Annotated in this window: 10 protein-coding genes and 1 riboswitch; of the genes, 5 read left to right on the top strand and 5 right to left on the bottom strand. The window is 68.2% G+C overall.

The annotated features are described in order from the left end of the window. Positions 1-129 precede the first annotated feature (129 nt). Positions 130-298, top strand: a riboswitch (cyclic di-AMP (ydaO/yuaA leader). 78 nt (positions 299-376) lie between these two features. Together AB4Z47_RS18380 and AB4Z47_RS18385 are read left to right on the top strand one after the other, a co-directional pair. Further along, positions 377-970, top strand: coding sequence for a C40 family peptidase (locus AB4Z47_RS18380; RefSeq protein ID WP_441952317.1), 594 nt, complete (start codon positions 377-379; stop codon positions 968-970). Positions 971-973: 3 nt separating this feature from the next. Beyond that, complete coding sequence (locus tag AB4Z47_RS18385; protein WP_441952266.1) at positions 974-1,378, top strand: RNA-binding S4 domain-containing protein; 405 nt, start codon at positions 974-976, stop codon at positions 1,376-1,378. Positions 1,379-1,509: 131 nt separating this feature from the next. Here the strand turns inward: AB4Z47_RS18385 and AB4Z47_RS18390 are convergent, their stop codons facing one another. Genes AB4Z47_RS18390 through AB4Z47_RS18400 form a run of 3 tightly spaced genes read right to left on the bottom strand, consistent with a single transcriptional unit; the run spans position 1,510 to position 8,626 of the window. Beyond that, the gene (locus tag AB4Z47_RS18390; RefSeq protein WP_441952268.1) at positions 1,510-3,240 is read right to left on the bottom strand and encodes a fatty acyl-AMP ligase; all 1,731 of its coding nucleotides are present in this window, start codon (positions 3,238-3,240) and stop codon (positions 1,510-1,512) included. Beyond that, positions 3,237-8,336 carry an SDR family NAD(P)-dependent oxidoreductase gene (locus tag AB4Z47_RS18395; protein WP_441952270.1) on the bottom strand — a complete coding sequence of 1,700 codons (5,100 nt, stop codon included), beginning with the start codon at positions 8,334-8,336 and terminating at the stop codon, positions 3,237-3,239. Before AB4Z47_RS18395 ends, AB4Z47_RS18390 begins: the two co-directional genes overlap by 4 nt. Continuing rightward, entirely contained in the window at positions 8,333-8,626 is a 294-nt protein-coding gene (locus AB4Z47_RS18400; protein ID WP_441952272.1) for an acyl carrier protein, read from the bottom strand. Before AB4Z47_RS18400 ends, AB4Z47_RS18395 begins: the two co-directional genes overlap by 4 nt. Positions 8,627-8,775: 149 nt before the next feature. Here AB4Z47_RS18400 and AB4Z47_RS18405 point away from each other — a divergent pair, with 149 nt between their 5' ends. Beyond that, complete coding sequence (locus tag AB4Z47_RS18405) at positions 8,776-9,747, top strand: MBL fold metallo-hydrolase (RefSeq protein ID WP_441952273.1); 972 nt, start codon at positions 8,776-8,778, stop codon at positions 9,745-9,747. A gap of 9 nt (positions 9,748-9,756) precedes the next feature. Here AB4Z47_RS18405 and AB4Z47_RS18410 read toward each other — a convergent pair whose 3' ends face one another. Further along, the gene (locus AB4Z47_RS18410) at positions 9,757-10,134 is read right to left on the bottom strand and encodes a hypothetical protein (RefSeq protein ID WP_441952274.1); all 378 of its coding nucleotides are present in this window, start codon (positions 10,132-10,134) and stop codon (positions 9,757-9,759) included. A 258-nt stretch (positions 10,135-10,392) separates the two neighbouring features. Here AB4Z47_RS18410 and fadD5 point away from each other — a divergent pair, with 258 nt between their 5' ends. After that, positions 10,393-11,964 (top strand): fatty-acid--CoA ligase FadD5, encoded by a 1,572-nt coding sequence (gene fadD5, locus AB4Z47_RS18415; RefSeq protein WP_441952275.1) that lies wholly within the window; start codon positions 10,393-10,395, stop codon positions 11,962-11,964. Between the two features lie 62 nt (positions 11,965-12,026). Next, entirely contained in the window at positions 12,027-12,632 is a 606-nt protein-coding gene (locus AB4Z47_RS18420; protein WP_441952277.1) for a cysteine hydrolase, read from the top strand. Positions 12,633-12,747: 115 nt separating this feature from the next. Here AB4Z47_RS18420 and AB4Z47_RS18425 read toward each other — a convergent pair whose 3' ends face one another. Beyond that, positions 12,748-15,120: a flippase-like domain-containing protein gene (locus AB4Z47_RS18425; protein ID WP_441952279.1), complete on the bottom strand. Its 2,373-nt coding sequence runs from the start codon at positions 15,118-15,120 to the stop codon at positions 12,748-12,750. Positions 15,121-15,252: the final 132 nt, after the last annotated feature.

Raw genomic sequence — 15,252 nt, forward strand, 5'->3', positions numbered from 1 at the left:
TTCGTCGGATCACCCAGGGGTTTCGGTGTTGATGGAAAAACGCAGCTCTGTGCGCTGGACAACACCGCGTTCGCGTCGTAATCTCTTCGTGACTTAGTGGAGTCAGTCGCTTCGTAAGAGGAGCGGCGCCACTAGTTACCGCCTAAACGGCTGTCGAGGCTAATCGGTCTCGGCTGTCGTGCCGGGGACCCACAGGTTCGTCTGGGGTGAATCCTTGCGGCCATTTCGGTTGCGAGGTAGGGCCGTTCTCCCGGCCCGAACCCGTCAGCTAACCCGGTCGGCGGGAGAGCAGCAAGATCGGAGAAGTAGCTCGGTGGGTAAACACAGCTTGCAGCGGGATTCTCGGGTTCCGAATTCCGTCAAGGGCGCCATTGTCATGGGTGCGGTTGCCGCGACTGGCGCGATGCCCGCGATTCCGGCGATGGCCGCGACTATCAACGTTCCCGGCGTCGGCAACTTCGACATCCCGCAGGAATACGAGCAGCCGGCCCAGCAGCTCAGCCAGCAGATCCAGCAGGCGCTCGCGGCTGTCCCCGCCGCCCCCGCCGCCGCCGCGCCGCAGGCGGCTCCCCAGCCGCCCGCTCTCGCGCCGATGCTGCCGGATCTGTTCGCCCCCCAGCCGACCAGCGCGGGTGACATCGCCCTCGACGCTGCCAAGAGCAAGGTCGGCGCCCAATACTCCTGGGGCGCCGCGGGACCCAGGTCCTTCGACTGCTCCGGACTCGTCCAGTGGGCATTCCGCCAGGCGGGAATCGAACTGCCCCGTACCAGCTTCGAGCAGTCGCACGTCGGCGCTCCGGTGGCATTCCAGAACCTGGAGCCGGGCGACATCGTCGTCACCAACGGCGGCGGCCATGTCGGTATCTACGCGGGCGACGGGAAGCTGCTGAACGCGGTGCAGACGGGTACGCCGGTGTCCTACACCCCGCTGCGCCCCGACATGGTGGTTACCGCACGCCGTATCGTGTAACGAGTGGCCCGCGCCGAACACGGCACCCAGAACAGCGCGACACAGGCCCGAGTCGACTCGTGGACCTGGGCGGTGCGTCTTTTCAAGACCAGATCCGCTGCCGCGGAAGCCTGTCGCGGCGGACATGTTCGCGTGAACGGCTCGACGGCCAAGCCCGCGCAGCCGGTGCGTCCCGGCGATGAGGTCCGCATCCGGGTGGGCGGTCTCGAGCGCATCGTCATCGTGGAGCGGATCGTCACCAAACGGGTCGGTGCTCCGATCGCGGCGCAGTGCCTGATCGACCGCAGCCCGCCCCCTCCCCCGCGGGAGATCATGGCGACCATGCCCCGTCGAGATCGTGGGGCGGGGCGGCCGACCAAGCGCGAGCGACGCGAGACCGATCGGCTCCTGGGCCGGACCGAGCACTGAATTCGCACATTGCGCACTCGCGTTATTGCTTGGCGATAACACAGACGACTTCCCGGCTCCGGCATGTGCGCTGCGAGCCGACAGCGATCGCTTCGACCGACGTGCCGATCCGCGTCGCCGCCAGCGCCCAGTCAGATCATCGCGACCGGCCGAAGATGGCCCGCGAGGTAGCGAGCCCTGCACTCGCCGCGGCGTAGCTTTCCGCTGCTGGTCTTGGGAATCCGCCCCGGCTCGACCAGCATCACCGCGCCCGGCATCACCTCGTGCGTAGCGGCGACGGCGGTGCGGATGCGACGTGCGAGCACGAAGAGCTCGGCGGGATCGATGTCGACCGCGGCGGTGATTTCGGCGACCACGACCAGATCTTCGCGCCGACCGTCATCATGTCCGAACACCGTCACGTGGCCTGGCCTGATCTCCCGGGCGCAGGCCTCCACGGTCATCTCGATGTCGGCGGGATAGTGGTTGCGCCCGTCGACCACGATGACGTCCTTGCGGCGCCCCGCGAGGTAGAGCTGGCCCTCGTGTTGGAAGCCGAGGTCGCCGGTGCGCAGCCAGCGGCCGTCGCCGCAGGCCAGGGTGGCGCCGAAGGTTTCCTCGGTAGCGTCGGGCCTGCCGAAATAGCCGTCGCACACATTGCTGCCCAACACCCAGATCTCGCCGACTCGCCCCGGCGGCAGCACCGTCCGTGCGAGCGGGTCGACCACCCGCACCGCCTGTCCCGCGGGTGTGCCGCAGCCGACGAGCGGCACACCGTCCTGGATTTCGGCGGCGTCCCCGGTGGGCATCGGGACAACAAACCCCTCGGCGAGTGCGCCGCGCTCGAAGTAGTGCTCCACCGGTTCGTCCCGCTGGTCGCAGAGGGTGACCGTCAGGGTGGCCTCGGCCAAGCCGAAGCCGGGGGTGTGCGCGTGATGGCGGAAGCCGTACGGGCCGAAGGTTCTGGTGAACTTGTTCAGCGCGTCGGCACGGACCGGCTCGGCGCCGTTGAGCAGGATCGCCAGTCCGGACAGGTCGAGGCCGACCCGCTCCTCGGGCGTCGTTCCAGAAACCGCCAGCGTCAGCCCGAAACTGGGGCAACCCGTCAGGCCGGCGCGGTAGTCGCCGATCGCGCGCAGCCAGCGGATGGGGCGCTTGACGAACTCCGCCGGCGCCAGGGTGACGCCGTGGACGCCGAGCGAGAGCGGCAGAGACAGGCCGAGGATCAAGCCCATGTCGTGGAAGAACGGCAGCCAGGTCACGATCGGCCGGTCCGTTGCCGCGGACAAGGCGTGTCGCAGCTGCACGAGCGCCGTCGCCAGATTCGCGTGCGTCACGCGGACCCCGGTGGGGGATTTGGTCGAACCGGAGGTGTATTGCAGGTAAGCGAGGTTGTCGCATATCGGGTCGATAACCGGCTCGGCCGCATCCGCCACCGAAACGGTCACATCCGGTGGCAACACCAGTACGCGTCCGGTTGCCTGGCCGAGCGTCGGGGCGCTGAGTTCGTCGTGCGCCGACAGCAGCGTGAGCGCGGGCCGACTGTCGGCGAGCACCGCTTGCAGCCGTTCTCGATTGCGTTCGCCCGCAACCGGAAACAGCGGCACCGCGATGCGATTGCTGTACAGACAGGCGAGAAAGGCGACGGCGTAGTCGATTCCGTGCGCACAGAGGATGGCCACCCGGTCGCCTGGCACGCTCTCCTGCCGCAGTCGTGCGGCGAGCGCGCCCGCGGCGGCATGCAGGCTCGCGTAGGTCAGCGTGACCGGTACACGTTCCTTCCTGTGGAAGCGCAGTTCGGTGAAGGCATCTTCGTCCGGCTGGGTCGCGGCCCATTCGGCCACGCGGGTCGCGAGGATGTTGCCGAGGGGCAAGTCGGTCACGATGCCCCGCTCGTGCTCGCGGCGAACCGATCCATCAGGGCGGCGCCGAGGGTGGTGATGGTTGGGTGCTTGAAGAGTTCGGCGGTGGAGATCCGAATGCGCAGCCGGGCTTCCAGATTGCGGCGCATCTCGATCGCGAGCAGTGAGCTGAGTCCGAGGTCGTTGAAGTCCGCGGCGGGATCGATGTGCTCGGCGGGCAGATCGAGCGTGCTCGCGAGGACGCGGCGGATGGTGCTGGTCAGCGGTTCGGCTGTGTCCGGTGCTGTCGGTACCCGGTCTGAGTCGGTTCTGCCGTCTACACTCCGCGTTCGAATTGAATCCACGGTCGGGGCAAGGAGATTCATCAGACGAAGCGCCACCGGGGACGGATCGGCGGTTGGGGCGTAATCCAGCGCGAGCAGGTATGGGCCGTCATAGCGCAGGGCTTCGGACAGCACGGCCATCCCGCGGCGCACGTCGAACGCCGCGATACCCGCCCGGCGCAGGTGTCTCGCACCGCCCGCCGCCGCGGCGAGACCGGAATCCCAGACGCCCCAGCCGATGCTGAGAATTCGCCGGCCCGGGGCGGTCGGCGCCAACGCGTCCATGGCCGCGTTTGCGGCGGCGTAGGCGGCCTGACCAGGGGCGCCGAGCGCGCCGGTTGCCGAGGAGAACAGCAGAACGAAGTCCGTGGGGTCGGTCGCCGTGAGCTCGATCAGATTGCCCGCAGCGGTCGCCTTGGGCGAGAGCATCCTGGTCAGCTGTCCCGCCGTGACCGCGTCGAACGCGGCACCCTCCAACGCGCCCGCGGCGTGCACGACGCCACGGATGGTCGAGCCGCATTCGCGGATATCGTGCAGCGCGTTGGCCAGGTCGTTCGGGTCGGCGGCATCACAGCGAACCACGACGATGCGATCCTCCAGACCGTCGAGCAGCGCGGGCACCTGGCGAGGTGCGCGCGTCAACACCACGACGTCCCGCGCTCCCGCATCGAGTAGCCAGCGCACGGCCACCGAGCCGAGCAACCCCAGCCCGCCGATGACGACATAGGTTCCGCCGGCGTCGATGGCGGCGACGGGCAGCGCGCGCGGTCGTGCGGGCGTGAAGCGCCGAACGGCGACATCACCTGAGCACAGCCGCAGTTCGTCGGGAATCGCCATGTCCCCGGCAGTCACCAGGCGGCACAGCAGTGGCAAATTCCTGGTGTCGGCATCCGCCCAGACCAGGCGCACCGCCCGGCCCGTCTCGAGCTGCAACGAACGCACCAGGCCCGCGATCGCCGCCGGCGCGACCGCCGCTCGCGAGCGGGGATCGTCGGGCACTGTGCGGGTGCCGCTGTGGTCCGGCAGCACGACCGTCACGGATGCTGTCCCGTCCTCGGCGTGGACGCGCTGTAGCAGATCGAGTACTCGTCCGACCGACGTGGCGGCGTCTATCGGTTCGGTCGCATCGGCATCCGGCGGCCAGACCACCACCACCGCGGTGGGAGCAGCGCCGCCGCGGCCGGTCAGTACGGCGGTGGCGATCGCAATCGCTGCGTCTGGTTCACGCGCGATCCGCTCGGTCGGCATATCGGCGTCCAGTGCCTTGGCCAGCCGGACCGCGAGGTCGGAGGCTCCGATCACCAACGCACGCTGCACGAAAGCCTCGCGCGCTGCGCCGAGCCCCAGCGACTCCGGATCGCGCGGCTCCCACGTTTCCTGCCGGAACGGCGCGGGCTGCTCGTCTCTCGTTTCCCGCTGCGTGCCGACACCCCCCGTGGTACCGGGGTCCGTATAACGGATGCGCACGCCGGAGAACGCGAGACAGGGAACGCCGTACTGGTCGGTGCCGATGACGTCGCCGACCAGTCCGGTTCCGGTCCGCTCCAGGATCAGCGCGTGCACCTCGAGCACAACGCGATTGGGCTCGCTCGACAGCCAGGCGGAGTCCACGCCGACCGGTAGCGGGATCGCCGCGGTCGGCAGCTCATCGAACACCGTGGCGGCGAGCAGCTGCAGACAAGCGTCCAGGGTTGCGGTGTTGAGCAATTCGGCGGCGTCGAGCAGACCGATGGCCCGCTCGGTGCCCGCCGCGATGCCGCGCAGCGCACGGAAACGCGGACCGTACTCCAGCTGTCTACGGCGCAGTTCTTCGTAGAAAGTGCCGGTGGCGATGACTCGCATCCGGTGTCGGGCGGCCCGATTTGCATCCACCACCCGCATCCATGCGACGATATCCGCGGGTGTGGGGTCACCGGCGGGCCGGGCCGAAGCCAGCGTTCCGGTGCCCGTGACCTCCGCCCGCACACTTGCGTCTGCTCCGTCGCCGCGATAGGTGACCTCGGGCAGTGCGTTCGGATCGGTCCGCTCGTGCACGACGAAGTCGACGAGCGTGGCCCCCGCGGCCGTGTCGCGGGCTAGGCGCAGCAGCCTGCGCAGCCAGAACACGGCGGGCACCGTGGCGTGGCCCTGCACCATGTGATCGGTGAGATCCTCTGGAGCGAAAACGGTTTCGGCCGTTTTCGCGTGCGGCGTCATCGAGACCAGCAGGGGAAACCGCCGCTTACGCCACTGCCGCGGCGACGGCACCTCGAAAGGGCCGAGCTTCGACCAGTCGACCGGCCTTCCCTCCAGATACAGCCGCGCCAGACAGGTCAGGAACCCACCGGCTTCGTCCTCGCGCAGTGCCACGGGGTGCGCGGCATCGCGGAAGTCCGGATACTCCCGCAGCGCGGAGATCAGCACCGGATGCGGAGCGACTTCGAGCACGGTCGAGATCCCGTCCGCGGCCGCGTGTTCCATCGCGGCGGCGAGCTCCACTGTGCCCACGACATTGTCGGCCCAGTAGTCGCGGTCCATGACCGGGCTGGTGATCTTCTCGCCACGCCGCGCGGTGGAGTACACCGGGACGCGCGGCGCCAGCGGGGTGAGTTCGCCCAGTGCCGCGACGAAGGACGGGAGCACGGCGGCGACCTGCGGACTGTGCGCGGCGAAGTCGACTGCGACAGTACGTGCGAACATATTGCGGCGCTTGGCTCGTCGCACCAGAGCATCGATATAGCGTGGTGTGCCGGAGACAACCACCGACCGTGGCCCGTTGACCGCAGCGATGCCCACCTCTGTGTGCATCGGTTCGACCAGTCTCGCCGCCTCGTCTGGGCCCACCTCCAGCACCGCCATCGCGCCGCGGCCGTCCAGGTGCGCGAGGGCCGCGCTGCGCAGCACCACAACGCGCGCCGCGTCGGCGAGGGACAATGCGCCGCTGACGACCGCGCCCGCGATCTCGCCGAGACTGTGTCCGACGACGGCGTCCGGCCGAATTCCCCACGCCGCCAGCAGTTTCGCCAGCGCAACCTGGAAGGCGAAGAGGGCGGGGTGCACCAAATCGGTGGCATGTGCGCCGGCGGCGCCCGACGGTGCGAGTGCGAAGCCATACCGCGGAGTCCAGATTCGCGGTCCGCCCGCCGCGACGATGGCGTCGGCAGCCTCGGCGAGTGCGCCGGCGAAAACCGGATATCTTGCCGCCAGCGACCGCCCCATTTTCGGATGCTGGCCGCCCTGCCCGGAGAACAAGAAGAGCACGTCGCCGCGGCGGCGATTCGTTACGGGACCCAGCGCCGCATCGGCGTCGCCGCGGCCGACCGCGCGCAGCCGATCCACCGCATCGCGGCGGTCGTTCACCAGAACCGCGGCGCGGGTCGTCTCTGGAAGCAATCGCGCTGTGGCCGAGGCGAACTCGCACAGCGCCTGATCCGCGGCGGTGTCCGCGTCCAGCTCGTCGGCCAGCCGCAGTGCGCGCTCACGCAATTCCGCGTCGTCCCGGGCGGTCAGCGGGATCAGCACCGGCGGCTGGTCGCCACGGTTGCGCCGCACCGCCGCGAGCCCGCGCAGCACCACGTGCGCGTTCGTGCCGCCGAATCCGAACGAGCTGACCCCCGCCGCGCGCTCGGATGCGGGTACGTCACTCCAGTCCACCGGTTCGATCGGCACCCGCAGTCCACGCTCGGCCAGTTTCAGCAGCGGGTGCTCGGTCCGGAAGTGGATCGTCGGTGCGATCACCCCGTGGTAGATGGACAGCGCGGTCTTCACCATTCCGGTGACCCCGGCGGCGGCCTCGAGATGCCCTATGTTGGATTTCACCGAGCCGATCCAGATCGGATCTCCGGCATCGTCACCGAGCACCTCGGCGAGCGCGCCGACCTCCACCGCATCACCCAAAGCCGTTCCGGTGCCGTGACATTCGATGTAGTGCGCACTGCGCGGCGCGAGTCCGGCGCGTGACCAGGCGGTACGCAGCGTCTCCTGCTGCGCGCGGCCGTTCGGCGCGTACAGGCCGTTCGAGCGTCCGTCCGATCCGACGGCCGTGCCGATGATCTCCGCGTACACCCGGTTGCCTTCGCGCCGCGCGTCCGCGGTGCGCTGCAGAATCACCACCGCGCAACCGTCGCCGCGGGTGTAGCCGTCCGCAGCGGCGTCGAAGGGTGCTACCCGGCCGCCGGCCGCCAGAAAACCGCTTTCGGCCAGGTAGTTCGAGGTGTGCTCCAGCAGTACGAGATTGACGCCGCCGACGATCGCGAAAGGTACCGTGCCGTCGGCGAGTAGCCGGACCGCGAGGTCTACCGCGGCGAGCGAGGACGAGCAGGCGCTGTCGAGCACCAGGCTCGGCCCGCGCAGATCGAGCACATACGACAACCGGTTGGCGATGATGCTGAGCGCGGAACCGGTGACCGCATACGGTGCGTCGTGACCCGCCCGGCCGAGCACAGCGATGCCGTGGTCGTAGCCGGACGCCCCGAACACCACCGCCGCCCCGGAACCCCGTGCGCGATAACCGATCCCGGCATCGTCGAGTGCCTCCACCGCAACCTCCATGGCGAGCCGCTGCTGTGGATCCATGACGGCGCTCTCCCGATCGGAGATGGCGAACCAGTCGTTGTCGAACGATTCGACGTCATCGAGGTAGCCGCCGTGCCGGTGGCCGCGGCGCCCGGAGGGCGGTGTGGCGGTGGCGTCGCGGCCGTCGAGCAGCAGCCGCCAAAAGTCGGTGACGCGCGCCGCTCCGGGCAGTCGGCAGCCGATGCCGACGATGGAGACGGGTGGATGCGGGCCGACGGAGTCAGAGGTCGCGGTGCTCATCGCAGCGCGAGATACTCGACAAGCTGTTCGATGTCCGGATGGTCGTAGATCGCGGTCAGTGGAACCTCCACTCCCATGGCGTCTTCGAGATGGGCGGTCAGCCTGGCCAACTGCGTGGAGCTCAGGCCGAGATCGGTGAAGGGCGAATTCGTCGACACCGTCGCGGCGTCGACGCCGAGTAGGTCAGCGACCGCCACGGTGGTACAGATCAGCGCGGTGCGTCGGCGACAGCCGAGCGAACCGTCATTTCCCTCCGCACCACTACGCCCGTCCGGCAGACTGGGCCGCATCGCGTCCTCCCTACCCGTCTCCCGGTTGCTGTTATCCACAGAGAACGGTACCCACGCGATTATGCCGGAGAAATCCCTCGGGGCAAGAAAGCGTTTGCGCTGCCTGCCCGGTCCTTTCCCGAAGCGCGGTGATCGCTTACGGTGGCATCGTGACCGAACCGGACAGCGGCGCAGAGGCCCGCGCGGAGCGCACTCCGACCCTGCCGACCCTGTTGCGCTGCTGCGCCGCGCTGGCCGCAACGCCGGGCCGGTTGCTGCGCCCGCGCCGCCCAGACACCGCACTGCTGGCAAACCTCGAGGTGACGCCGCTTCCCTCGGCGAGCGCAGCCGTACGACTCACGGTGCTGGCGCAGGCCACCATGTCGGCGCCGACCACCATCGTGGCCGAGGGCGTACGCAGCCTGCGCGAGATGCGGCTGTCGATGGCGGCGTTCCTGGTCGAGCATCCCAAAGCGCGCTTCCTGGTCGATCCCGCGTTGTGCGCGGGCGTGCACGACCGGGTGCTTCCCGAACTCCCGTTTCCGGTTCCGCTGCTCGTCGCACCGGACAAGCCGGTGCTCGGCCTGTCCGACGCGCTCGCCGCGCGCGATATCGCGGGCTCCGACATCGATTTCGTGGTGCCGACCCATGTGCACTGGGATCACGTGTCGGGCCTACTGGAGTTGCCGTCGTCGGTCGAAATCCGTTTGCCCGCTGCGGAATACAACTGGGCAATGGGTGGGCCGCACGCCCCGGTCGGCGTGGCGCGCGGCCCGCTGCGGAATCGGTCCTTCGACCGCTTCGAATTGGACGGCCCGCCGGTACTGAGTTTTCCGCGCAGCAAGGATCTGTTCGGCGACGGTTCGGTGCTGCTGGTGGATCTCGCGGGCCATACCCCGGGCAGCATCGGCGTGTTGCTCGCGGTGGACGACGGCAGCCGGGTGCTGTTCGCGGGCGACGCCGTTTGGAGCAAGCTGCAGGTCGATTTGCTGCGCGAGAAGGCGCCGATGCCCGGTCGCCTGTTCGACGCCGACCGGGACGCGGCTTTCACCACGATCCACCGCCTGCACGCGCTGCCCGACGGCATCGAACTGATCGCCGGTCACGACTACGCGGCGGTCACCGCGCGCGCGGCCAGGTAAGCGGACCCGTCAGCTGACGACGATTTCGGCGAGTCGGGCGGTGATCAGCTCCTCGGCCTCGGCGACCATCCGGATGTTCAGCTCGGGATTTCGTGGATCAGGCCATGGCACAAGCTGGCCGACCGGATGGTCGCGTCGGGGTCGTCCTCCTCGAACACGCGGCGCCCCCCGCGCACCCGAGACCGGATCCCGCACGTCGTCGAAGGTGCTTCCGGCCTTCTCGATCTCGACGACCTTGCGGCTGATCTCGTTGTCCGCGACGCGCGCCGTGTTGTGCATAGTGCGGAAGATGAGATGGGTGTCGCGCTCGGAGTTTGCGACGACCCGCTTCTTGACTTTCTGATCGATCGAGGACACTCCCGCGTGCACGGAACCGGGCGCATTCAACACATAAGTAAGCCGGAGTTCGCATATCTTGTCACCTATGCGGTGATTGTCTTCACGTCGCCTGGCGAAGATATTCGATGAAAGTCCATTTGTAATCCACTGTAGTTGCCGAAGCCCGGGCTAGGCTGGTTAACACGGATCCATTGCTCGATTCCTTGCTCGAGGTTTAAGTTAGTTGTTATTCTGCGCTCAGTTCAGCCTGTCACCACCGTCGGATGTCCCGACGGCTCTGGTGGCGGTCCGAGAGGAGTTCGTGGCATGACCACCGGTGCGGCAGCGCTCGACGAGCCGATCGGGTCGCGGCGTAACCACTGGAACAACCAGATCGCGGTGCACGCGCAGATGCGCCCGGACGCGGTCGCGGTGCGATTCCGTGGTGTGGACACCACTTGGCGGCAGCTGCGCGAGCGGTCACTGAAATTCGCCGATGGACTCGCGCGCCGCGGCGTCGGCTTCGGCGACCGCGTGCTGATCCTCGCGCTGAACTACCCCGAATACCTCGAGGCGGTGTTCGGCATCAACGCGCTCGGCGCCATCGCGGTTCCGGTCAACTTCCGGCTCACGCCGCCCGAGGTCGCCTACATCGTGAGCGACAGTGGCGCCAAGGCAGTCGTCACCGACACGCTGATGCAGCCGCTGGCCACTGCCGCGCAGGCGCAAGCGCCCGCCATGACGACCTGCGTGGTGATCGGCGGCAAGTCCGGCGACGGAGTGATCGGCTTCGACGACCTGCTCGCCGAGGCAGGCGGACCGCACACCCCGCTGGACATTCCCGAAGACACCCCGAGCCTGATCATGTACACCTCGGGCACCACGGGCAGCCCGAAGGGCGCGGTGCTGACCTACGCGAACATGAACGCCCAAGCGCTCACCTGTATCCGGACCCTCGGGCTGGAACCGGATTCGGTCGTGCTGTGCAGCTCGCCGCTGTTCCATATCGCCGGACTCGGCAGTCTCGCACCGAATTTCCTGCTCGGCTCGAAAACCGTGCTGCACCCGCTCGGTGCGTTCGACGCCGGTCAGTTTCTCGACGCATTGGAGCGCGAACAGGCCACCTCGGCCTTCTGCGTGCCCGCGCAATGGCAGCTGGTCTGCGACCATCCGACGGTGAAAGACCGCAAGCTCGCGCTCGAGGTGCTCAGTTGGGGCGCGGCGCCCGCGTCGGATACCGTGCTGCGCGCCATGGCGGACTGTTTTCCGAGCGCGTTCAACGTCGCGGTGTTCGGCCAAACCGAGATGTCGCCGATTACCTGTGTGCTGGAGGGCAAGGAGGCGATCCGCAAGTCCGGTTCGGTCGGCAAACCCATCCCGACCATCCAGGCGCGCATCGTGGACGACGAGATGAACGACGTGCCGCCGAGCGAGGTGGGCGAAATCGTCTACCGCGGACCGACTCTCATGCAGGGCTACTGGAACAAGCCGGAGGCCACCGCGGAGGCGTTCGCGGGCGGCTGGTTCCACTCGGGCGACCTGGTCCGCCAGGACGAGGAGGGCTTCGTCTATGTGGTGGACCGCAAGAAGGACATGATCATCTCCGGCGGCGAGAACATCTACTGCGCCGAGGTGGAGAACGTGCTCTTCGCGCACCCGAAGATCCGGGAGGCCGCGGTGGTGGGCCGCTCGCACGAGAAGTGGGGTGAGGTGCCGGTCGCGGTCGTCGCGCTGCGCGACCCGGACGACGAGCTGACCCTCGCCGAGTTGGAGTCGTTCCTCAATGAGAACCTGGCCCGCTACAAGCACCCCAAAGACCTGGTGCTGGTGCCCGAGCTGCCCCGCAACGCCAGCGGCAAGGTCGTGAAAGTGCAGCTGCGCAAGGACTATTCGTCCTGATCACTGGTTTGTTTCAGGTGAATCGAAAGGAGTGAGTGGCCGAGGACGCGTAAGGTCGGCACATGGCGATCCGAGGTATCCGCGCCGCCGTGCTGGCGCTGCACTGGCAAGTGAATGTCATTCGGTCGGAAGGCTTTTTCGGTCCGATGCTGGCCGCCCCGGTGGCGGCCAGTGGCGTGGTGACCCGCGCTGCGAACTTCCATGCCGCGGCGCGCGCGCTCGGGCTGCCGGTGGTCTTCACCCGGTTCACCATCCCGGTCGACGAGGGTGAACTCGTGCGCAACACGGGCTTCATGCGCTCGGTCGCTGCGGCGCAGACCGAGTTCCGGCCCGATTCCCCTGGTACCGCGATTATTTCGGAGATGGCGGCACAGCCGACGGAAGTATTCGACAGCCAGAAACTGTCCGGGCTGGCGGGCAGCAAACTTCCGGAGTGGTTGGCGGATCGGGGCATCGAGACGCTCTTCGTCACGGGAGTAGCGACCAATCTGACCGTTGAGCAGACCGCGAGGCACGGTACCGATCTAGGGTTCACGGTGCATCCCGTGGCCGACTGCGTGGCCGCGGCCGGCACGGAGGCGCACGAAGCCGCCTTGACCAACCTCGAACTCGTCACTGCGGGCAGTGTGACCGCCGCGCGGGCGCTGGAGATCGTCGACAATAGTTGACAAGCCGACCTCATCATCGGCCTGCGCGGCATCGGAAGGGCCGCTGCGTGGCCTGAGGGGGACTAGAGCGATCCAAGGAATGCCGGAATCAGCTAACGCTGCTGGCCGTCAAGCTCTAGATCAGATCCTTCGCCGCCAGCCAGCGCATGGTCGGCCAGCCGCAGAACACTGGAAGCCAACAAGTGAGTACGCGGTACAGCAGCACGGCGGGCACCGCGATGCCCGCTGGCAGGCCGAAGGCGGCGAGACCACCGATCAGCGCTGCCTCGACCGCGCCCACACCGCCAGGGGTGGGCGCCGCCGAGGCCAGCGTGCCACCGATCATGGTGACGATGGTGACGGTGACGAAGGTGGTGCCGCCGCCGAATGCCTGCACACTGGCCCACAGTGCGCCGGCGAAGCCGAGGGTGATCGCCGCGCAGCCGAGGATGATCACCGAGAACCGTTTGGGATCACGTGCCAGGTCGGCGAGTTCGCCGAGCACCTCCTGCAATTGCGGGCGGACCGAAGTGTTCAACCACCGGCGCAATTTCGGCACGAACATGAAGGTGCCGACAATGCCGACGCCGACACCGGCAAGCAGATACAGCACCGTGGCGTCGGGGACGAAGTGCGAGAGGTCGGTCGAGGTGCCCGCGGCGATGCTGAACACGACGAGCAGGCCGACATGGGTGATCACCTGCACCGCTTGCTGTAGCGCCACGGCGGCGGTGGCACGCACCGCGCCGATGCCGCCCTTCTGCAGGAAACGCACGCTCAACGCGAGCCCGCCGACGCGAGCCGGGGTGGTTGTCGCGGCGAAGGTGTTGGCGATCTGCATGATCACCAGATTCCGGAAGCTCACCGCGCCGGACGCGCAGGCCCACAGCGCCGCCGCCGCACCGAGATAGGTCAACCCCGAGACCGCGAGCCCGAGCAGCGCCCACCACCAGTTGGCTGTCTTCAGCTGGGTGAAGAACGTCGGGACCGCGCTGATGAACGGGTAGGCGACGTACACGAGGCCGATCAGCAGCACCAGCTGGATGATCTGGTTGCGCGAGAAACGGGTGATCTGCTCGGCCTCGATCCGGACCTGGCCGGTCTGCTTGCGCACCTCGTCGCGGGCCCCGGACAGCGCGGACTTCCACGCCGGGACGGCCTTGCGGATCCCGAGCGGTATAGCGGACTTGGTCAATCGGCTCGCCGCGGTGAGCACCCGCTGCTCACCGAGCGTATCGATGGCCGCGCGCACGGCGGGTTCCTTGCCGAAGACCGCGGTGGTCGTGACCAGCAACTGCGCGACGTCCGACTGCATCTGCTTGTCCGACGCGCCGAACTCGGCGCTGCCGAAGCCGCCGAACACGGTGGCGTCGTCCGCGATTCGAATATCGGTCGGTCGGAGGTCGCCGTGTGCGATCTTGCCCCGGTGCAGGGTGTTCAGCGCCTGCCAGACGCTGGGCAGCACGTCGTCGGACACTGCGGCGATCGGCGTGCCCCGCGGCTGGGTGTGCGCGAAGAGCACCCAGCCGCGCGAGAGCGCCGCGACCGCGACCTGGGTGCAGCTGGCCAGTCCGAGGTCGCCGATAGCGATCGCCATCAGCGCGCGATGCTCCACCGCGCGATGCATGGATCCGTGCAGCGCGGCGGTTTCGCTGGTACGGAAGGTGAGCCAGCGCCACAACTGGCGCAGCGCGCCGAAGCTACGCTGGTTCTTGCCGTACATCTCGACGATCAGCTCGCGTTCCGGGCCATCGATGGCCGCCGCGAGTACCAGCGGTCCGCGCCCCGCCGGATGCAACACCGTGAACCCGATCACCGTGTGCCCGCGCTCCGCGAGCACCCGGGCGGCGGCGTCGAGCGGGACCTCCAGCGCGGGCGTGCCGACCACGAGCACGATCACCGCGCCGACCAGCCAGCCGACCGCAAGGCCGAACATCGCCCGCGCGGGCACCACGGTGCTGACCACCAGGTGAATCGGCGCGAACGCGAGGAGCAGGAACCACAGCCAGCGCCGCGGTCGGGTGGGCAGCCACGGGCTGGAGACGGTGAGCACGGCCGCTAGCATCGCGATCCAGCGCGGGTCGTCCAGGAACTGGGAGAGGAACGTGTCCAACCGATCCGGCACCTGCAGGTGCCACTTCGGCGTGGACAGCCCGGTGCCGGTGATGGACAGCAGCAGCCCGGCGACCACTCCGGCCGCGGCATAGCCTGCCAGCAGTTTCCACTGTCGGCCGATGACCAGCTCGATCAGGATCGCGAACGGCAGGGCCAGGATCGCCATGCCGTAGACCAGGTACACCAGGTTCGACTGGTCGGGATTGAGGAAACCGACGATATTGGAGACCGAGCGCTCCAGGGCCAGCCATTCCGGCCGGGTGATCAGTGACGCCGCGATGACGACCGTGACCCACAGCGCCGCGAGGACGACACGGACGATGTCACTAGTCCGACGGACCAGCGGCTGTAGCAGGCTGCCCGTGACCCGGATTTCCCGCCCGTCGACTCGCATGCTGTTCCGCCTCTCCGGGTCTTTAGGCCGTACTGGTCGGGTGGCGCAGGATTCACGTTCAGGTCCTGCGTGGGGTGCCACTCGTATTCTGGGCGTACCCGGCGAGTTACCCATGTGCGTACGAGATCAGTT

The sequence above is a fragment of the Nocardia sp. 2TAF39 genome (assembly GCF_052114905.1).
Classification (GTDB): Bacteria; Actinomycetota; Actinomycetes; order Mycobacteriales; family Mycobacteriaceae; genus Nocardia.